General features: G+C 65.4%; 14 protein-coding genes. 8 read left to right on the forward strand and 6 right to left on the reverse strand.

Annotation, left to right across the window (positions count from 1 at the left end):
* Window positions 1-9: 9 nt before the first annotated feature.
* Complete coding sequence (glgA, locus tag J2R78_RS03555; protein ID WP_253609715.1) at window positions 10-1,437, forward strand: glycogen synthase GlgA; 1,428 nt, start codon at window positions 10-12, stop codon at window positions 1,435-1,437.
* A gap of 180 nt (window positions 1,438-1,617) precedes the next feature.
* Complete coding sequence (locus J2R78_RS03560) at window positions 1,618-2,676, forward strand: class I SAM-dependent methyltransferase (RefSeq protein ID WP_176936872.1); 1,059 nt, start codon at window positions 1,618-1,620, stop codon at window positions 2,674-2,676.
* Window positions 2,677-2,787: 111 nt separating this feature from the next.
* Here J2R78_RS03560 and J2R78_RS03565 read toward each other — a convergent pair whose 3' ends face one another.
* The 5 genes from J2R78_RS03565 to J2R78_RS03585 form a co-directional block, all read right to left on the reverse strand.
* Window positions 2,788-4,419 (reverse strand): L,D-transpeptidase, encoded by a 1,632-nt coding sequence (locus J2R78_RS03565; protein ID WP_253609716.1) that lies wholly within the window; start codon window positions 4,417-4,419, stop codon window positions 2,788-2,790.
* Between the two features lie 264 nt (window positions 4,420-4,683).
* Window positions 4,684-5,922: an MFS transporter gene (locus tag J2R78_RS03570; protein ID WP_253609717.1), complete on the reverse strand. Its 1,239-nt coding sequence runs from the start codon at window positions 5,920-5,922 to the stop codon at window positions 4,684-4,686.
* 88 nt (window positions 5,923-6,010) lie between these two features.
* A complete protein-coding gene (locus J2R78_RS03575; protein WP_253609718.1) occupies window positions 6,011-6,610 on the reverse strand; it encodes a PRC-barrel domain-containing protein in 600 nt (199 codons plus the stop codon).
* Between the two features lie 47 nt (window positions 6,611-6,657).
* On the reverse strand, window positions 6,658-8,859 hold the full coding sequence (locus tag J2R78_RS03580) for an amylo-alpha-1,6-glucosidase (RefSeq protein ID WP_253609719.1): 2,202 nt from the start codon (window positions 8,857-8,859) through the stop codon (window positions 6,658-6,660).
* An 84-nt stretch (window positions 8,860-8,943) separates the two neighbouring features.
* Complete coding sequence (locus J2R78_RS03585; RefSeq protein ID WP_076827043.1) at window positions 8,944-10,707, reverse strand: ABC transporter ATP-binding protein; 1,764 nt, start codon at window positions 10,705-10,707, stop codon at window positions 8,944-8,946.
* Window positions 10,708-11,020: 313 nt separating this feature from the next.
* Between J2R78_RS03585 and J2R78_RS03590 the strand changes: the two genes are divergently transcribed.
* The 6 genes from J2R78_RS03590 (at window position 11,021) to J2R78_RS03615 (ending at window position 16,974) form a co-directional block, all read left to right on the forward strand.
* Window positions 11,021-12,088 (forward strand): glycosyltransferase family 4 protein, encoded by a 1,068-nt coding sequence (locus J2R78_RS03590; protein ID WP_057017535.1) that lies wholly within the window; start codon window positions 11,021-11,023, stop codon window positions 12,086-12,088.
* Window positions 12,089-12,391: 303 nt separating this feature from the next.
* Entirely contained in the window at window positions 12,392-13,645 is a 1,254-nt protein-coding gene (locus J2R78_RS03595) for an ABC transporter substrate-binding protein (RefSeq protein ID WP_253609720.1), read from the forward strand.
* A 16-nt stretch (window positions 13,646-13,661) separates the two neighbouring features.
* Window positions 13,662-14,531: a branched-chain amino acid ABC transporter permease gene (locus tag J2R78_RS03600; RefSeq protein ID WP_028334343.1), complete on the forward strand. Its 870-nt coding sequence runs from the start codon at window positions 13,662-13,664 to the stop codon at window positions 14,529-14,531.
* Window positions 14,531-15,517 (forward strand): branched-chain amino acid ABC transporter permease, encoded by a 987-nt coding sequence (locus J2R78_RS03605; RefSeq protein ID WP_057017537.1) that lies wholly within the window; start codon window positions 14,531-14,533, stop codon window positions 15,515-15,517. The genes J2R78_RS03600 and J2R78_RS03605 overlap by 1 nt, the downstream gene beginning before the upstream one ends.
* 10 nt (window positions 15,518-15,527) lie before the next feature.
* Entirely contained in the window at window positions 15,528-16,277 is a 750-nt protein-coding gene (locus J2R78_RS03610; protein ID WP_253609721.1) for an ABC transporter ATP-binding protein, read from the forward strand.
* On the forward strand, window positions 16,270-16,974 hold the full coding sequence (locus tag J2R78_RS03615) for an ABC transporter ATP-binding protein (protein WP_253609722.1): 705 nt from the start codon (window positions 16,270-16,272) through the stop codon (window positions 16,972-16,974). Before J2R78_RS03610 ends, J2R78_RS03615 begins: the two co-directional genes overlap by 8 nt.
* Before the next feature lie 250 nt (window positions 16,975-17,224).
* Here J2R78_RS03615 and J2R78_RS03620 read toward each other — a convergent pair whose 3' ends face one another.
* Entirely contained in the window at window positions 17,225-19,168 is a 1,944-nt protein-coding gene (locus J2R78_RS03620) for an alkyl/aryl-sulfatase (RefSeq protein ID WP_253609723.1), read from the reverse strand.
* Between the last annotated feature and the right edge of the window lie 22 nt (window positions 19,169-19,190).

The following is a 19,190-nucleotide window of genomic DNA, read 5'->3' on the forward strand; positions in this document are numbered from 1 at the left end:
GGGCGCTTGTTGAAGGTCTTATTCGTCACGACGGAGATGGACGATTTCGTCCGCGTGGGCGGGCTCGCCGCCGTTTCCGCTGCCCTTCCGCGGGCGCTCCGCCCGTGGAGCGACGTCAGGATCATGCTTCCCGGCTACCGGGGTGTGGTCGAACAGTTCACGCATATTGAAATCGTAGGGCAATGCCGAGCGCTCGCCGAGATGCCGGCCTGCACGCTCGGGCGTGCGTCGACCAGGGACGGACTTCCGGTCTACGTGCTGCTGTGCCCACAACTCTACGAGAGGCCGGGCAATCCCTATGGCGATGAGTCCGGCCGCGACTGGCCCGACAACGACATCCGCTTCGGCCGCTTTGCCTCCGCCGCTGCCGAACTTGCAGCCGGGATGCTGGACAAGAATTGGGCAGCGGACCTTGTACACGCCAACGACTGGCAGGCCGCGCTCACACCGGCCTACCTCGCCTGGCGCGGCGCGCGGATCCCCTCGATCCTGACCATCCACAATCTCGCCTATCAGGGCCTGTTTCCGAAGGACTCGCTGCGACGGATCGGCGCACCGGAAAGCTCATTCCACATCGACGGGCTGGAGTTCTACGACAAGCTCTCCTTCCTCAAGGGCGGCCTCGTCTACGCCTCGCATCTGACCACGGTCAGCGCGACCTATGCCAGGGAGATCACGACCGCAGAGCTCGGCTGCGGCCTGGAAGGCCTGCTCCGGGTGCGCTCCGATGCCGACCAGCTGACCGGCATCCTGAACGGCATCGACGAAAGCTGGGACCCGCGCCACTGCGCGCAGCTCGCACAGCCGTTCGGCTCCGGCGACTGGAAGGGCAAGCAGGCCAACGCCGACTATGTCCGCCGTCAGTTCGGCCTTGCGGTCTCGCGCGGGCCGATCTTTGGCCTCGTCGCCCGCCTCGTGCATCAGAAAGGCGTCGACCTCGTGCTGTCGGCCGCCGACGAGATCGTCAGGGACGGCGGACAGATCGTCGTCACCGGCAGCGGCGAGCCGGCCATCGAGGATGCGCTGGTGGCCGCGCATCGCCGCCGACCCGATGCGATCGGCGTGATCATCGGCTTCAACGATGGGCAGGCGCGCCGGATCTTCGCCGGCAGCGATTTCACCCTGATGCCGTCGCGCTTCGAGCCCTGCGGCCTCAGCCAGATGTATGCGCAGCGCTTCGGCTCGCTGCCGATCGGCCACCAGACCGGCGGGCTTGCGGAAACCATCGCCGACGGCGAGACCGGCTTCCTGTTCGCGCAGCCGTCGGCGGAATCCTTCCTCGGCGGCGTCAGGCGCGCCTTCGACGCCTACCGCGCCAAGGACCGGCTCAACGCCATGCGCTCCAGCGCGATGGCCAAGTCCTACAGCTGGGACCTGTCGGCCGCCTGCTATGGTGCGCTGTACAAAAGGCTGATCATGCCGCGCGTGATGGCGTAGGCGGCTCGCCTCGCGGGCTTGTGAAGCCCGGCGGTTGTGGGATCCCACCGGCCCGGTAACAATCGGGTCATTGCACCGAACCTTTCAGGCAATCACGTCGCCACACGGCTGGACGACGACGCATGCGTGAAATTGCGAATGATGACTTTTGGCCAAACGCGATTGCGATGGAGGAACATCATGGACGTCAACGAAGAGCGCCTCAATTCATTCATGGGAAAGATGATCGGCGATGTCGGCGCGGCGATGAATGCCTCGTTGATGCTGCTGGGCGACAAGCTCGGGCTGTACAGGGCCCTCGCGCAGGGCGGGCCGATGAATGCCGCGGCCCTGGCCAAGGCAACGGGAACGGCCGAGCGCTACATCCAGGAGTGGCTGTCGGCGCAGGCGGCCTCCGGCTACATCGAGTACGACAAGGCATCCGGAAAATTCTCGATGCTGCCCGAGCAGGCGCTCGCGCTGGCCGACGAGGACAGCCCGGTCTTCCTCGGCGCCGTCGGAAGCCTGGTCGGCGCGACCTTTCTCGATGAGCCAAAAATTACCGACGCCTTCAAGACCGGCAAAGGCGTCGGCTGGAACAGGCGCAGCGAGTGCCTGTTCTGCGGCACCGCCCGCTTCTTCCGCACCAGCTACAAGCACTATCTGGTGCAGGAATGGCTGCCGGCGCTCGAGGGCGTCGTCGACAAGCTGAAGAAAGGCGCCGTCGTCGCCGACGTCGGCTGCGGGCACGGCGTCTCGACGCGATTGATGGCGGAGGCGTTTCCGAAATCAACCTTCTACGGCTTCGACTATCACGACGGCTCGATCGAGGCGGCGCGGAAGTCCGCGCGGGAGGCGGGATTGTCGGACCGCGTTCATTTCGAAACGCATTCCGCCAAGACATTCCCGGCCAAGGGCTATGACCTGGTGTGCTTCTTCGACTGCCTGCACGACATGGGCGATCCGGTCGGCGCCCTTAAGCACACCCGCTCCACCCTCGCCGACGACGGCACCTGCATGCTGATCGAGCCGTTCGCCAACGACCGGCTGGAGGACAACCTCAATCCGATCGGGCGCGTCTACTACGCCGCCTCGACGATGATCTGCACGCCGGCGTCGCTGGACCAGGAGGTCGGGCTCGCGCTCGGCGCGCAGGCAGGAGAGGCAAGACTGCGCGAGGTGGCGCGCCAAGGCGGCTTCTCGCGGTTCCGCCGCGCCGCGGAGACGCCGTTCAACCTGATCCTGGAAGCCCGCCCGTAAGATGGGCAACCGCACAATGCGATTGGGCGGCGGCATCACGCCGCCGCCCAACGCTGCAATGCCGATCTGACGCCGCGGCCGCTCGTTGCGGCCTGCGTCCTCGACGCTCCGTTACCAGTCCTGTTGCGATTGCCAGAAGTACTGGCCGCCGCGCCGGCGCGGATTGGCCGCTTGCGGATTGCCGTAAATCTGGGGATTGCCGTACTGGGGATTGCTGTATTGGGGACTGCCATACGGGGTGCCGTATTGGGTGCCCGATTGGGGATTCCAGCTGCGCTGAGAGAAGAAGCCGAAACCGTCGTCGTCCCTGCTCGCAACCATGTCGTCGGTCATCATGGGCCGGGTCGGCTTGCGTGTGATGAAACCGCCCTGGGGCTGGTTGCTCAGAACCGCGACGAACTCGGTGCGATAGTTGGTCTCGGCGCTCAATGGCTCGTCCGAGATGATGATCGAAGAGCGCGCAACGGCGGTCGGCGCGATGCGATCCAGCACATCCTGCGGGATGGTGACACGATCGAGCGCATTCCTGGCGTTGTCGCCATCGTCGATCGACACCTCGGTCCAGCGCAGGCCGCCGGCGTCGTTGCGCGCCATCGCCGTGTAGATGTGCGTGCCGATCGGTTTGTCCGGATCGCGGATGGTTACGGGAACCTCGATGCTCGAGTCGAACACCTCGCCGCCATCAGCCCATGGCTTGTGGGTGTTGCGCCGGACGTAAAGCTTCTGCGTCGCGCGGCTGATGTAGACGGACACCGGCTCCAGCGCGAGCTTCGCCTCGGTCGCCGCCTTCTGGGTATCCGCCTTCTTGGTCTCGGCCGCCTTGGCGGCGTCCTTGGCGGCGGCTGCGGCGTCGAGCTTCGGCTTGGCGTCGCCCTGGGCGGCCTCGAACTGCGTGGTCGCTTCGGCGGCCTTGGCCACCGCCTTCTGCTTCAGATCCTCGGCGCGCGCCTTGGCCTGGTCGGTCTTGGCCGCAGCGAGCGTCTTGTCGGCCAACGCAACCGCAGCGTCGGCACGGGTCTTGATCTGCTGCAATTTGCGCAGCGACGCAGGCGTGAACAGTGCGGCCTCCTTGGTCGCGGCTATCGAAACCTTCTTCGCCTCGTCGGCTGCCTTTGCGGCATCCGCGGCCTCGCGGCCGAGCTTCTCGGCGCGCGCTGGCGCCGCCGCAATGGCTTGCGCGTTCGGCACGAACAGCGCCGGATGGGTGAAATCGATCGGGGCCGGATCGTTCGGCGCGATGATCACCCGCATGCCGATCCTGGTCTTGTCGAACAGCTTCTCGGCAAAATCGTAGGGCATCCGCACGCAGCCGTGGGAGGCCGCATATCCCGGCAGCGGTCCGCCATGCAGCGCGATGCCGTTCCAGGTGATGCGCTGCATGTTGGGCATCCAGGCATCGTCATAGAGGGTCGAGTGGTGGTCCTTGTCCTTCTCGATCAGCGCAAAGACGCCGGCCGGCGTCTCGCGTCCCTTGACACCGCTCGACACCGGCGCCCGGTAGATCCAGCCCTCGGCGTCGTAGAGCGTCACCTTCTGGGCCTTGATCGACACGATCGCCATGATCGGCTCGCCGGCGGTGCGCGGCGCGGTCGCCTCGACGGCTGCCGCGGGACGCTGCTCTTTCGCCGCGACGCCGCCGGTCAGTGACGCAAGTGTGACCATCGCTGCGAAAGTCACAAAGGCGGGTTGGCCCCAACGCCGCATCGCTCCGGTGGTTTGCGCCGTCGTCGTTCGATGTACCATGCCGCTCCTCGGTCGAAATGCCTGCCCGCGCTCCGTCAATCCCGTACCAGACCGCGATTTTGGATTGATTAATCGCCGCCACGGTCCAACGCGCGAACTCGCTCCTGGGGACCATCGGACTCGTTCCAGCAGCAAATCACTTATGTATTCACTCATATATGACGGCACATGCAGGAGAAAGGGTGCCGCGCAGCAAAACCGGCCGGTAGCCGCATCCCGGGTCTGGTCGGTGGCAGCCAATGGTGCCGCGGTTGCGCCCTGCCATCATGCCGTCCGCCGCGTCTCCGGCATCACCAGCCAGATCACGAACAGCCCGAATGCGGCGATCCCGGCCAGCCCCATGAAGGCGGTGCTGCTGCCGAGCTTGTCGCTGACATAGCCGGCCAGCACCGTGCTGAGCGACGCGCCAATGCCGACTGCGGTGCCGACAATGCCCTGCGCCAGGTTGAAATGGCCGCTGCCGAAGGCGATGTCGGCCACGATCAGCGGCACCATTACGCTGAAGATCGCCGCGGTGATGCCGTCGAAAATCTGCACCATGACCAGCACATAGGGGTCACGCACCGTCGCGAACAACAGGCCGCGGATCGCCAGCGCGGCGAATGCGATCAACAGCAGCGGCCGCCGCCCCCAGGCCTGGGCCTTGCGGCCGACCGACGGCGAGGACAGCGCGACGATCGCCTGCGGCACAATGATGCAGGCCGCGATCAGAACCGGCGCCCATTGGCTCGACCGGGTCGTCACCACGCCCGCCATCAGGGGCAGCATCGCGGCATTGGCGAGCTGGAACAGCATCATCGCGCCGGCGAAGATCAAGAGCGGCCGCTGCCGCACCAGGCCGGCGACGCTGGTGGCGCGCTTGTCGGGGACTTCCCGTTTCACCTCGCCATGGGCCTGCGCGATGTCGATCTCGCGCTCGCGGATCCGGGCCAGCGACAACAGCGTCGGGATCGCCAGGATGAAGGTGACGAGGAACACCGAGCGGCTCGACAGCAGATAGCCGCAGGCGCCCATCAGTGCTGCGGCCGAGCCGCTGCCGAGCGAGGCGAAGCGCGCATTGCGGCCGAGCCGCTCGCCGATCGCAAGCGGCCCGACCAGGCCGAGGCTGATCGCGGCGATCGCCGGACCGAGCACGCAGCTCGCGAGCGCGTGCAGCGTCGCGGCGAGCGTCACCACGGGAAAGATCGGCCAGAGCGCGTAGGCCAGCGCGCTGGCGCCGATCGCGGCCACCGCACAGCCCGCAACGACCCGCTCGGAGCGCGCCGCATCGACGATCGCTCCGCCGGGCATCTGGCCCAAGAGTCCGATAATGCCGCCGATCGAGAGCACGAAGCCGATCTCGACCTGGGTCCATTTCTGCGTCGTCAGATAGACCGCGACGAACGGGCCGAAGCCGGTCTGCACGTCGGCCAGGAAGAAGATGAACCAGTCGAGCCCGCGCTGGCTTTCCCGCGACGGCCCGCGCGGTTCCTCCGGAGTGGGCTGATCGGGAGCAATTGACACAACGTTGGTGCTGCCGGCTGATCGCTCGCCACGATCGTCGCCAACCGTCTCTAAAGAAGAGTTCGGACGCGCGACCAGCTCTACCCCCCTAATGTTCGTAATCCCATGGATGCAGGCTCCCCGCCGCACCCAGCACGATCAGCGGCGTATCTTCCTTGTACTCGGGCGCAGCGCTCACCTGCTGCTTGTTGAGGTCCAGCGTGATGCTGTCGCTCTTGCTGGAAACACCGGCGAAACGCAGCGCGTTCCAATCGACCACGATCTTGCGGCTGCCGACGCCGAGGAAGCCGCCGAAATCGATCACTGCGGCGCGGACCTTGCCGTCGCGGTCGACAATGACGTCGACGATACGGCCCATGTTCTCATTGGCGGAACTGCGAACGTCGCGCCCGAGAATGCCGTGCGCATCGCGCGCGCCGATCACGGTCACCGACGGCGGCGGCGACGGTTCCTTGGACGGTTCCTTGGACGATTCCTTTGAGGGCTCCTTCGCCTGCTCCTTCGGCGTCGCAGAGGCTGCTGGCGGCGCCTGGGCTGCCGGCGGCGCAGGAGTTGCTGGCGTTGCTGGCGGCGCCTGCACGGCCGGCGGCGATGGTGCAGGCGCCGGCGCTTCGTCGTCGGCGGCGCGGGCACCCGCGCATGTCAGCAGCGCCGCTGCGACCAGCATCATCGTAATCCTCGGACGCATCTTACTCTCCCCGCGATTTCCGGCGCACGCATGCCGCGCGACGACGCTCAATGCGTCAGTACGATCGACACCTGGATCTGGCCGCGTGTGCGCAACACTTCCAGCGACACCTCGTCGTCATGGCGGCGCAGCCTCAGATCGACACTGGAAGCGCCGAGCCTGAGGTCGCGCAGCACCACGTCGTTGAGGAACTCCGGCAGCCGCGGATCGCGCAAACGAATCTCGCCGCGCGCGGTGTCGAACTCGAGGCCAAGCGCAGCCTCTAGCAGCGTGAACGGCGTCGCGCTCGCCCAGGCCTGCGGTGCACAGGCCACGGGATAGAGCACCGGGCCGCGCCGGCGCTCGCGGCGGAAGCCGCAGAACAGCTCCGGCAGTCGCCGCAGTTCCATATAGCTCGCGGCGTCGAACAGGCCCTTGAACAGATGCGCGACCGAATGCTTGAGGCCGTAGCGGGCAAATCCGAGCGCGATCAGCGCATTGTCATGCGGCCAGATCGAGCCGTCGTGATAGGACATCGGGTTGTAGCGCACTTCGCCCGCGGCGACGGTGCGGATGCCCCAGCCCGAAAAGAACTTCTGACTCATCAGGTCGGCGGCGACCCGTCGCGCGCGGTCTTCCCGCACCATGCCGGAAAACAATGTCTGGCCGGCATTCGAGGTGCGCACCTTGCACGGCTGCTTGGCGCCGTCGAGCGCGACCGCATAGGTGCCGATCTCCTCGCACCAGAATGCTTCCTCGAACCGCTCGCGCAGCCGCTCGGCCTCGGCTTCCAGCTTCGCAGCCTTGTCGGCAAAGCCGAGTTTGCGCGCCGCGCGCGCGGCAAGCTGCTTGCCGGCAAACACGTAGCCCTGCACTTCCGCCAGCGCGATATTGCCCTCGGCAAGCGTACCGTCTGCGTGGAAGATGGCGTCGAACGAATCCTTCCAGCCTTGATTGCGCAGCCCCTCCTCGGTGGCGCGCTGATATTCGACAAAGCCGTCACGGTCGGGATCGCCCGGGCCGTCGATCCATTGCAAGCCGGCCTCGACCGCCGGCCACAGCTCGCGCAGCGTCTCCAAATCGCCGGTGCGCTCCAGATAGAGCCCGGCGAGCAGCACGAACAGCGGAGTCGAATCGACGCTGCCATAATAATGCGCGAACGGCACCTCACGAAGCGCGGCCATCTCGCCGCCGCGCATCTCGTGCAGGATCTTGCCTGGCGCGGCATCGGCCAGCGGATCGACCGCCTTGGCCTGGAACAGCGCGAGCCGCTTCAGCACGCCCTTGGCGATCCGCGGATCGACCCACAGCATCTGCAACGCGGTGATCAGCCCGTCGCGGCCGAACGTCGTCGAATACCAGGGAATGCCGGCATAGGGGTAACGGCCCTGCGGCGTCTCGGTCATCAGCATGTTGAGGTCGGCCATCGCCTGGCACAGCACCTCGTTGAAGATGTTGTTCGAGGTCTCGATGCTGGCTGCGCCGGCCGACGACGTCCGCATCTCGCGGCGATGCGCCAGCAGGCCGCGGAAGAACGGCACCGGCTTCTGCATGATCGGCTTGTTGCAGGAGACCGCGACGAACAGCGACGTGACTTGCCCGGGCTCGAGATCGAAATGATAGGTCGCCGCGTTGACCGACAGCCGCGTCGGCCGCGGATCGAAATGCAGCGCGGTGATCCGCGTCTGCTCGTCGAGGCCGCAATATTCCAGCACCACGTCGGTCGGGCCGAGCAGCTTGCTCGAGCCGATGCCACGCCGCGGCCGGCGCTCGCCGCGCACCTCGAACAGATCGGCAAAGTCATTGTCGAACAGCAGCGTGAGATCGAAGCTCGCGGCATGGTCGCCGTGATTCTGCAGGCCGATGCGCTGATAGGCCGTGCCGCGCCACAGGAAGATCGAGCGCACGATGTGCAGCGTGTCCTTCGGCAGCGTGAGGCGGTCGTCGCGATAGACGTCGGAATTGGTAAGGTCGACCGTCAGCGCCGAATTGTCGTCGCGCATGTTGGAGCCGAGCAGGAGCGGCTGCACGTCCTCCAGCACCATTTCCAGCCGCGCCAGGTAGCGGGTGTCGGCGTTGAACAGGCCGTCCGGCCCGCCGGCCGAGGCGCCGATGTCGCCATGGCTGTCGAGCACGATGAAGGTGTCGTCATGCTTGAGCGAGCGCCGCGGCCGCGCCGCGGGCCCGGTCATCGGAATGTAGAACGGCGATTCGGCGACGTGCTCCGTGATGCGAGCGGTGATGATCTGCGTAACGACGTCAGCTGCCATCTGAACCTCTGGCGACTTTGCTTGGCCCGTATCCTGGTTCGAACGAACGCACCGGAACGCACAAACGCACTTGACGACGCGGGGTCAGGCCGCGCTGGTGGAAAGGCGGCCCATCTCGCGCGCGACCAGGTCGCGGTAGGGGCCCCTTCCCTTCACGAGGATATCGGGCGGACCGTCCTCGACGATCCGGCCGCCCTGCAGCACAAGCACGCGGTCGAAGCTGCGCAGCGTCGCGAGGCGGTGCGCGATCGCGACCACGGTACGCCCGCGCATCAGCCGCGACAACGCTTCGCGGATCGCCTCCTCGGAATCGGCATCGAGCGCCGCGGTGGCCTCGTCGAGCAGCAGGATCGGCGCATCCTTCAGGAAGGCGCGCGCGATCGCGATGCGCTGGCGCTGGCCGCCGGAGACCTTGACGCCGCGATCGCCGACGATGGTGTTCATGCCCTCGGGCAAAGTTTCGATGAAGTCGCAGCGCGCCGCGATCGCCGCCCGCAGCACCTCGTCGTCGGTGGCGTCCGGCCGGCCGTAGCGGATGTTCTCCAGGATCGAACGGTGGAACAGCGAGATATCCTGCGGCACCACCGAGATTGCGGCGCGCAGGCTTTGCTGCGTGACGCGCGAGATGTCCTGGCCGTCGACGGTGATGTTGCCCTGCTCGACGTCGTAGAAGCGCTGCAGAAGGGTAAACAGTGTTGACTTGCCTCCGCCGGAGTGGCCGACCAGGCCGACCCGCTGGCCGGGCTGGATGCGCAGGCTGAAGCGCTCGAACACCTGCAGGCCGCCGGGATAGCGGAACGAGACATTGTTGAAGGCGATTGCCGCGCCGCTCTTCACCAGCGCCTCGGCCTCCGGATGGTCCTTCAGCTCGTGCGGCTGCAGCAGCGTCGCCAGCGCCTCAGTCAGCCGCGCGACATGCTGGGTGACGTCGACCAGCGCGACCGCGAGATCGCGGGTGGCGCTGAGGATCGAGATGCCGAGCGTGCAGACCAGCACGACATCGCCGGTGGTCGCCGCGCCCTGCTGCCAGAGACTGAGCGCCCAGGCCAGCATCGCGATGGTCAGGATGACGGTCACGCCGGCGTGAATGAGACGAAGCTTCTCGAGGTAGCGCAGGGAACGGCCACGCGCGACGAGTTCCCGATTGACGGTCGCATCGAAGCGTTCGTGCTCATAGCCGAGGCCGCAGAACGCGCGTACCAGCGGCAGGTTGTTGATGACGTCGACCATTTCGCCGTCCACGGCGGCCGCCCTGTTGGCGAAATCGTCATGCAGCGGCCGGCCGGCGGCGGCGATGCGGAACATGGCCACCACCATGGTTCCGGCGATCAGGATCAGCACTGCTGACATTGTCACGCTGACTGTTCCAACCAAGGCGATCGCCGCGAAGGTCGCGATGCAGGGCGGCAACACGTTCCATACGAACATATTCTCGACGGTGAACACCGCGTTCGAGGTCGCCGTGATCCGGCTGGTCAGCATGCCCGGCAGCCGGTCCGTGAAATAGCTCGGCGCGTGGCCGGTGAGATGGCGGAACATGTCGCGGCGAAGATCGCCGGTGACGCTGACAAAGGTGTAGCTCGCGGTCCAGCTCGCGATCCGCCACAGGAAGTTGTCGGCTGCAATCAGTGACATGAGCAGAGCGAATGCCAGCCATACGCCGTTCGCGGCCGACGGCCCTGCCGACAGCGCATCGACCAGATTCTTCACGCCGTATTGCGTGCCTACCGAGCAGGCAACCGCCGCAACAACGGCTGACAAAATCACAACATGCGACGGCAGACGCCGGCGCAGATAGCGCAACACAAAGGGAAACGGACGATGCGCGTATCCTGACAGATGGTCCATGACGTCCTGCAAAGCTGTTGAAGGTGAACGAGAAAATTCTAGTCGAAGCTCTCGCGCACGATGACGTGAAGGGCGGCGGTGGGATTCCTTGATGCAGCCATCACTGCGCAACAATTTTGCAACGCTGGCATAGGCAAAACCGTGTTGGAGCGTGATGGCATCAGCAAGACCACAGTGTGATGGAAGAAAGAAGCGGCAGATCTCCCACATCTAAGGAACCTCGCACGTGCGAGAACGTTCCCGTCTTTGGCATGTCGGTGCCATCTGAGGGCTGAGGGTAGTTCATTCCACATTACAAACAGGAGACGGAGAGATGCGCATCGCGCAGGTTGCCCCGCTGACGGAGGCTGTTCCCCCCAAGCTCTACGGCGGCACCGAACGGGTCGTGCACTGGCTGACCGAAGAACTTGTAACACTTGGACATGACGTGACGTTGTTCGCCAGTGGCGATTCTCAAACCTCCGCGAAGCTCGATGCGACCTGGCCGAAGGCACTGCGGCTCGACGGCTCGGTCCGCGATCCCAATGCGCTCCACATGGTGATGCTGGAACGCGTGCGGCAGAAGGCCGACGACGAGGAGTTCGACTTCCTGCACTGCCATCTCGACTATTATCCGTGGTCGCTGTTCGCGCGGCAGCCGACGCCGTTCGTCACCACCTTGCACGGACGGCTCGACCTGCCGGAACATCAGCCGGTCTTCAACACCTTCTCGAAGATTCCGGTGATCTCGATCTCCAACGCGCAGCGGCGGCCGGTGCCGCAGGCGCATTGGGTGCGCACCATCCATCACGGCCTACCGGAGAATCTGCTGACGCCGCAACCGGCGAAGCCGTCCTATCTCGCGGTACTCGGGCGCATCGCGCCGGAGAAAGGCGTCGATCGCGCGATCAAGATCGCAACCCGCTGCGGCATTCCGCTGAGGATCGCGGCTAAGGTCGATCGTGCCGACCAGGAATATTACGATGAGTTGATCAAGCCGCTGATCACCAGCAACCCGTTGGTCGAGTTCATCGGCGAAATCAGCGACCGCGAGAAGCCGGATTTTCTCAGCGGCGCGATCGGGCTCCTGGTTCCGATCGACTGGCCGGAGCCGTTCGGCCTCGTGATGATCGAAGCGATGGCCTGCGGCACGCCCGTCATCGCCTATAACCGCGGCTCGGTGCCGGAGATCATCGAGGATGGCCTGACCGGCTTCATCGTCGAGGACGAGATCAGTGCGATCTCCTCCGTCGGCCGCCTAGGAACGCTCAATCGCGACGCGATCCGCAAGCAGTTCGAGACCCGCTTCACCGCGCGGCGCATGGCGCTCGACTATCTCGCCGCCTTCCGCGGCCTGATGGAAGCCGAGCCGCGCTTCAAGCTGGTGGCCAGCGCAGAGTAGCAGTTGCAGCGGCCGATCGAATGATCCGGCGGGCCGGCCGGCACCATCCGTGCCGGTCCGTCGGGTCGTTCGATTGTCAATAATACCGTCGTGCGCGGCGGCAACTCTCACGCAGCAAAACACTACGCATGCCCGCGTCGCACGATTGCTGCGACGCACCAGCGATGACAGGTTTCCCCATCAGTTCGGCTGATATCGCCTTTGCGAATGCCGAATTACGTGCTCTTATGCGCCGCGCTTGAGCAAAAAATAATAAGCGAGCGGACGGAGCAACCGTGCCGTGATCGCGCAGGGGGGAACGCCATGACAGGGGACCGCAAGCCGTCGGCCATTAATAATGCCGCACCGACCAAAGCCTCACAAAACAAGCTGAACCGCCGCAAGTTCCTCGCCAAGACCGGCGGCGTGCTGGCGGCAGGCGCGTTCGGCGCCGTTCCGCTGCGCGGCTGGGCGGCCGATCCGATCAACATCGGCGCGCTCTATCCGACCACCGGCAGCATGGCGCAGATCGGCGTCGGCTGCGTGGCTGCGGCCAAGCTCGCGGTCGACATGGTCAACGAGGCCGGCGGCATCAAGTCGCTCGGCGGCGCCAAGCTCAACCTCATCGTCTCGGACGTGCAGAGCGACACCACGGTGACGCGCACCGAAACCGACCGCCTGATCACGGGCAACAAGCTGTCGGCGATCCATGGCTGCTATGCCAGCGCGCTGACCTTGATCGCGAGCGAAGTCTGTGAACGGGCGAAGGTCCCGATCATCACCGGATCGAGCTCCGACCAGCTCAACAAGGGGCGCACCTACACCTTCACGCCGTTCGCACGCGCCTCGCAGTTTGCCAAGGCCCAGCTGCAGATGGCCAAGCTGGTCAGTAAGCAGGCCAAGGTCGCCGTCATTTTCGAGAACACCGCGTTCGGCACCTCGACATCGAACGGGCTGAAGGAGCTGGCGCCGGGCGAAGGCGTCGAGATCGTGATGTTCGAGCCCTACTCGGCCGGCTTCACCGACGCGAGCCCGCTGATCAACAAGGTCAAGGCCTCCGGCGCCAACACGCTGTTCTCACTGTCCTATCTCAACGACCTCATCCTGATCGTGCGCACCGTGAAGCAGGTCGGGCTCAACATTGCGATCAACGGCGGCTCCGGCGGCTTCGTGATGCCGGACTTCTACAAGAATGTCGGCAATGCCGCCGAGGGCCTGCAGGGCGTTGCGCACTGGAACCACGACGTCAGCGACGACGCGCAGAAGGTGAATGTCGAATTCAAGAAGCGCACCGGCGAGTTCGCGTTCGAATATGCCGGCGGCCTGGTCGCGCAGACCTTCATGCTGGCCGACGCGCTGGAGCGCGCCGCCTCCGCCGATCCCAAGAAGGTGCGCGAGGCGCTCTCGACGCTCGATGTTTCCTCGGGCTTCGCTGCGATGGCGCCGGGCGGCAAGGTGAAGTTCGGGCCGGACGGCAAGAACGTTTACGGCCGCCCGGTCGGCGTGCAGTGGCAAAACACCGATCTCGTCAGCGTCTTCCCGAAAGAAGACGCCCGCGCCCCGCTGATGAAGACCTGAACCGCGGTCGCATCGCATGTGGGAGACACTAGCCCAGGCCGTGATCAACGGCCTGCTCATCGGCGGCATCTACGCGCTTGTCAGCATCGGCGTCACGCTGATCTTCGGCGTGGTCAAGATCGTCAACTTCGCCCAGGGCGAGTTCGTGATGATCGGGATGTATATCTCGTTCTTCCTCGCCACCCAGTTCGGCATCGATCCGCTGGTCTCGCTCGTGGTCTCGATGCCGGTGCTGTTCCTCGCCGGCGTCCTGATCCAGCATTTCCTGATCCGCAGGGTGCTGGGGCCGAACGACATGCCGCAGATCTTCCTGACCTTCGCGCTGTCGCTGTTGCTGCTCAATCTCTCGCTGATGTTGTTCAGCGCCAACTACCGCACCGTCCACACGTCCTATTCGGATGCGGCGTGGCATATCGGCGGGCTGTACATCCCGGTGGCGAAACTGATCGCCTTCGCGGTCGCGATGGCGCTGAGCGGGCTGCTGTGGGTATTCCTGCACACCACCGATCTCGGCCGCGCCATGCGCGCCGCGTCGCAGAACCGCGACGTCGCGATGCTGATGGGGATCAATCCCAACCGCGTGTTCGCGGTCGCGTTCGGCACCGCGCTGGCGCTCGCGGGCGCCGCCGGCTCGCTGCTGATGCCGTTCTATTCAGCCTATCCGTTTGTCGGCCAGGTGTTTGTGCTGATGGCGTTCGTCGCCGTGGTGATGGGCACGCTCGGCAATGTGATGGGCGCGCTGATCGCAAGCCTGATGATGGGCGTCGCGGAATCGCTCGGCATCCAGTTCGTCGGCGCCGATTCCGGCCTGATCGTGGTGTTTGCGCTGCTGCTGCTGACGCTTGCCTTCAGGCCGAGCGGGCTCGGCGCCAGGAGGGGCCGGTGATGCAGACGTCCAGCAACATGAAATGGCTGTGGCTCGCGATCGGGGCCGTCGTCATGCTCGCCTTGCCCCAGCTCGTCACCTCCTCGTTCGCGATCGACATCTTCATCCGCATCCTGCTGTTCTCCTTCATCGGCGTCGCCTGGAACCTGATGGGCGGCTACGCCAAGCAGCTGTCGCTCGGCCACGCCGCCTATTTCGGGCTCGGCGCCTACACCTCCACCATCATGCAGGTGAACTACGGCATCTCGCCCTGGATCGGGATGATCGCGGGCGGCGTGGTCGCGATGCTCGCAAGCCTGCCGATCGGCTGGCTCTGCTTCCGTCTGCGCGGCCCCTATTTCACCATCGCCACCATTGCGACCGCCCAGGTGCTGATGCTGATCTTCCTCAAGTTCCGCGACTTCGCCTGGGGCGCCGAAGGCACCACGATCCCGAACCTCGGCAGTGCGCCGTTGATGATGCAGTTCGAGGAAAAGTCGTCGTACTATTACGTCGTGCTCGGCCTGCTCGTGGTCGGGCTGTGGATCACCCACAGAATCGAGAAATCCTGGATCGGCTACTATCTCGTCGCGATCGGCGAGGATGAGGACGCCGCCGAGGCGGTCGGCGTCAACGCGCCGAAGGTCAAGCGCGACATCTACATGATCAGCGCGTTCCTGACCGCGCTCGCCGGCACCTTCTACACGCAATACATCTACTTCATCGATCCCGCGACCGCGTTCAGCTTCAACGTCTCGATCGAGGCGGCGCTGGTGTCGATCGTCGGCGGCATCGGCACGCTGTGGGGACCGGTGATCGGCACCGTGCTGCTTGAGACCACCTCGGCGCTGCTGCAAAGCTGGCTCGGCAGCTCGGTCGGCGGCATCCAGCTCACGGTCTACAGCCTGATCCTAATGGCTGTCATCCTGTGGCGGCCGACCGGACTGATCGGGTTCGCGACCGACATCTATCACCGCACCGCCCGGCGCAAGCCGGCGCGCGCCTGAGGTCGTCGCGATGGCAGAAGCACTGGTCATCAAGGGTCTCAGCAAGCGCTTTGGCGGCCTGCGCGCCGTGCAGGACGTCAGCTTCACGGTGCAGGAGAACGAGACGGTCGCGCTGATCGGGCCGAACGGCGCCGGCAAGACCACGAGCTTTCATTTGATCACGGGATTTCATCGGCCGGATTCCGGCTCGGTGCTCGCCTTCGGTCATGAGATCGTGGGGCTCAAGCCGCATGATGTCTGCGCGCTGGGCCTTGCCCGCACCTTCCAGGTGGCAAAGCCGTTCGGCGCGATGACCGTGCTCGCCAATGTGATGACCGGCGCGTTCCTGCGCGACCGGCATATCGCGGCCGCGCGCAACAAGGCGCTCGAGGCGATCGAGTTCGTCGGCCTCTCCGCCAAAGAGCAGACCCCGGCCAAGGACCTCACCACCATCGACCAGCGCCGGCTGGAAATGGCCCGCGCGCTGGCAACGCAGCCAAAGATCCTGCTGCTCGACGAGGTGATGGCCGGACTCAACCCGGCCGAGATCGACCAGGCGGTGGCGCTGGTGAAGAAGCTCTCCGCCAGCGGCCTCACCATCGTGATCGTCGAGCATGTGATGCGCGCGATCATGGCGGTGGCTCGCCACATCGTGGTGCTCGACCACGGCCAGAAGATCGCCGAGGGCGCGCCGAAGGAGATCGTGGAGAATCCGGAAGTGATCCGCGCCTATCTCGGCTCCTATGTGCATCCGCCGGCGCAGGGAGACGCCCATGCTTGAGCTCTCGCGCGTCAGCGCCAGCTACGGCTCGGTCCCTGCCATCACCGATGTCAGCATCTCCATTGGCGAGGGCGAAGCCGTCGGCCTGTTAGGTGCCAACGGTGCCGGCAAGAGCACGACGCTGCGCGCCGTCTCCGGCCTCGTCAAGCTGTTCGGCGGCAAGGTCACGTTCGACGGCGTCGACCTCGCCACGCTGCCGCCCTACCGGATCCCCGAGCTCGGCATCGCGCATGTGCCGGAAGGCCGCCAGGTGTTCCCGGAAATGACGGTGCAGGAGAATCTCGAGATCGGCGCCTACACGCCGAAGGCCAAGGCGGATCGCGCGCGCACGATGGAGCTCGTCTACAGCATCTTCCCGCGGCTCGCCGACCGCAGGAAACAGCTCGCCGGCACCATGAGCGGCGGCGAGCAGCAGATGGTCGCGGTCGGCCGCGGGCTGATGCTGAAGCCCCGCCTTCTGATGCTGGACGAGCCCTCGCTCGGCCTCGCGCCCGTCATGACCGACGTGACCTTCGAGAAGATCGGCGAGATCCACAAAATGGGCACCGCGATCCTCTTGGTCGAGCAGAATGTCAGCCGCGCGCTGTCGCTGGTGCAGCGCGCCTATGTGCTGGAAAGCGGCAACGTGATCATGCAGGGCACCAGCGCCGAGCTCGCGGGCAACAAGCAGGTACAGGCGGCGTATCTCGGGATTTGAGATAGCGGGCGGCAATTCCCTGTCATTGCGAGCGAAGCGAAGCAATCCATACCTCCGCTTGTGGAGAGGTGGATTGCTTCGTCGCTCCGCTCCTCGCAATGACGCCTTGCCCGCTTGCAGTCATCCCGTCATCCTGAGGTGCGAGCGCAGCGAGCCTCGAAGGATGCACGGCCACCAGCCGGGCTGTCGCCCTTCGAGACGCCGCTGCGCGGCTCCTCAGGGTGACGGTCGTTGTTCTGTATGTGCGGCTCTACGTCACCGCCGCCCGCTTCGGCTCGACGATCTCGAACATCCGCGGGAATTCGTCCATCAGTGCCATCAATTCACCGAGCCGCTGTGGCTCGCCTGATGCCTTGATCCTTCCGGCACCGACGGCGTCCGGAAACGTGGTCCGCTTGGCGATGACCTCGTCCAGCACGCTGCGCGCCAGCGTGAAGCTCGCCTGCGCATCGGCCGCCTGCGCACCCCTAACGTAGGTCAGGGCTGAATTCTCGAGATTGAGCACGAAGGTCTCGCCGGTATCGGTGAAGCTCCAGTTCAGCACGATGCGCTTGCCCTCGGCCTTGGGGCCGTTGAGGCGGATGCCGAGCACGTCCCAGAGCTGCTCGGTGCGCAGCGCAGCCAGCGTCTCGCGCGGCATCGGCGACCTCGGCGGTACCTTCGGCATGCCCTGCCGCAGTTCCTGCGCGCCGAACAGATAGGCGTTGCGCCAGGTCGAGCTTTCCGCGGCATAGCCGAGCTGCTCGAACGTGTCGGCGAGGAGCGAACGCGCGGCCTGATTATCAGGCTCGGCGAACACGAGATGGCTGACGGCCTGCGCCACGAAGCGGAATTCGCCGTTGGCAAAATCCGCCGCGGCGCGTTTCAGGATCGCGTCGGCGCCGCCCATATACTCGACATATTTCTTGCCGGCCTCGACCGGCGGTAGCGGATCGAGGTTGACCGGATTGGCGTCGTACCAGCCGAGATATTTCTGGTAGATCGCCTTCACATTGTGCCTGATGTGGCCGTAGTAGCCGCGGCCGTGCCAGGCGCCCTCCAGACTCTGCGGCAGGCGGATCGTCTCGGCGATCTCGGCCGCGTTGAGGCCGTGGTTCATCAGCCGGATGGTCTGATCATGGGCGTATTTGTAGAGGTCGCGCTGCTCGCGGATCATGGCGTCGATCCGCTCCCGCCCCCACACCGGCCAGTGGTGCTGGCCGCACATCGCTTCGGCCATACCGCCCCACATTTGCAGCGCCTCGCCGAGATATTTCGACCAGGCCAGCGCATCGCGTACATCGGCGCCGCGGAACGGCAGCAGATTGTGGAAGTTGTGGGTGCAATTTTCGGCGAGGTTCAACAGCTTGTAGCGCGAGATGAAGAAATGCATCTCCGCCGGCGCTTCGCTGTTCGGCGCCATCTGGAATTCGAACCCGACGCCGTCGATCACGCGCTTGTCGCCGGTGGCGATGATCAAATCGGTCGGCCGCAGCAGCGCCACGCCGCCTGCCGCCATGGTCTTGCCGAGACCGCAATCGACATGCCCGCGCACGCCCTTGGCGAGGAACGGCCCGAACTGGTATTGCGCACGGCGCAGCATCGCCGGCCCAGCGATGATGTTCTCGGAGACCGCGTGCTCCATGAAAAAGTTCGGCGCGATGATCGGTACGTCCGCCGCCAGCATGGCGTCGTCGAGCACGCCGCGCGCGCCGCCCCAGTGGTCGGTGTGTGTATGCGTGAAGATCACGGCGGCAACCGGCCGCTTGCCGCGATGCTGGAAGTACAGCTCCATCGCGGCGCGCGCGCCCTCGATCGAGGTCAGCGTGTCGACCACGATGACGCCCGTGTCACCCTCGATGAGCGTCATGTTGGCGATGTCGAGGCCGCGCACCTGGTAGACACCCGGCACCACCTCGAACAGGCCGTGATGCATGTTGAGCCGCGACTGCCGCCACAGGCTCGGATCGACGGTCGCGGGCGCTTTCTCCTCTGACAGGAATCCGTAAGGCTCGAGACTCCAGACCACCCTGCCCTGGGCCGAGGTGACGCGTGCGTTCTCGATGGTGCCGAGAAAGCCCCGCGCGGCGTCGTCGAAATCCCTGGTGTCGGCAAACGGCAGCGCCTTCAGCGTCGCCGCGTGCTGCGCGATGACCGGCGCGGATGCTGCCTTCGGACCTTCATGCGACGCTTCACCTGCGGTTGGCTGGGTCATTACTTAAGCACTCCTCGTTTGG

Origin of the sequence: Bradyrhizobium sp. USDA 4538, from assembly GCF_024171045.1 — a bacterium.
Classification (GTDB): domain Bacteria; phylum Pseudomonadota; class Alphaproteobacteria; order Rhizobiales; family Xanthobacteraceae; genus Bradyrhizobium; species Bradyrhizobium australafricanum.

What these genes read in the sequence shown, in the direction of transcription:
- J2R78_RS03595 (WP_253609720.1), top strand. Translation starts at nt 12,392, where the DNA reads ATGACAGGGGACCGCAAGCCGTCGGCCATTAATAATGCCGCACCGACC.
- J2R78_RS03575 (WP_253609718.1), bottom strand. Translation starts at nt 6,610, where the DNA reads ATGCGTCCGAGGATTACGATGATGCTGGTCGCAGCGGCGCTGCTGACA.
- J2R78_RS03585 (WP_076827043.1), bottom strand. Translation starts at nt 10,707, where the DNA reads ATGGACCATCTGTCAGGATACGCGCATCGTCCGTTTCCCTTTGTGTTG.
- J2R78_RS03605 (WP_057017537.1), top strand. Translation starts at nt 14,531, where the DNA reads ATGCAGACGTCCAGCAACATGAAATGGCTGTGGCTCGCGATCGGGGCC.
- J2R78_RS03620 (WP_253609723.1), bottom strand. Translation starts at nt 19,168, where the DNA reads ATGACCCAGCCAACCGCAGGTGAAGCGTCGCATGAAGGTCCGAAGGCA.
- J2R78_RS03610 (WP_253609721.1), top strand. Translation starts at nt 15,528, where the DNA reads ATGGCAGAAGCACTGGTCATCAAGGGTCTCAGCAAGCGCTTTGGCGGC.
- J2R78_RS03560 (WP_176936872.1), top strand. Translation starts at nt 1,618, where the DNA reads ATGGACGTCAACGAAGAGCGCCTCAATTCATTCATGGGAAAGATGATC.
- J2R78_RS03600 (WP_028334343.1), top strand. Translation starts at nt 13,662, where the DNA reads ATGTGGGAGACACTAGCCCAGGCCGTGATCAACGGCCTGCTCATCGGC.
- J2R78_RS03580 (WP_253609719.1), bottom strand. Translation starts at nt 8,859, where the DNA reads ATGGCAGCTGACGTCGTTACGCAGATCATCACCGCTCGCATCACGGAG.
- J2R78_RS03615 (WP_253609722.1), top strand. Translation starts at nt 16,270, where the DNA reads ATGCTTGAGCTCTCGCGCGTCAGCGCCAGCTACGGCTCGGTCCCTGCC.
- J2R78_RS03565 (WP_253609716.1), bottom strand. Translation starts at nt 4,419, where the DNA reads ATGGTACATCGAACGACGACGGCGCAAACCACCGGAGCGATGCGGCGT.
- J2R78_RS03590 (WP_057017535.1), top strand. Translation starts at nt 11,021, where the DNA reads ATGCGCATCGCGCAGGTTGCCCCGCTGACGGAGGCTGTTCCCCCCAAG.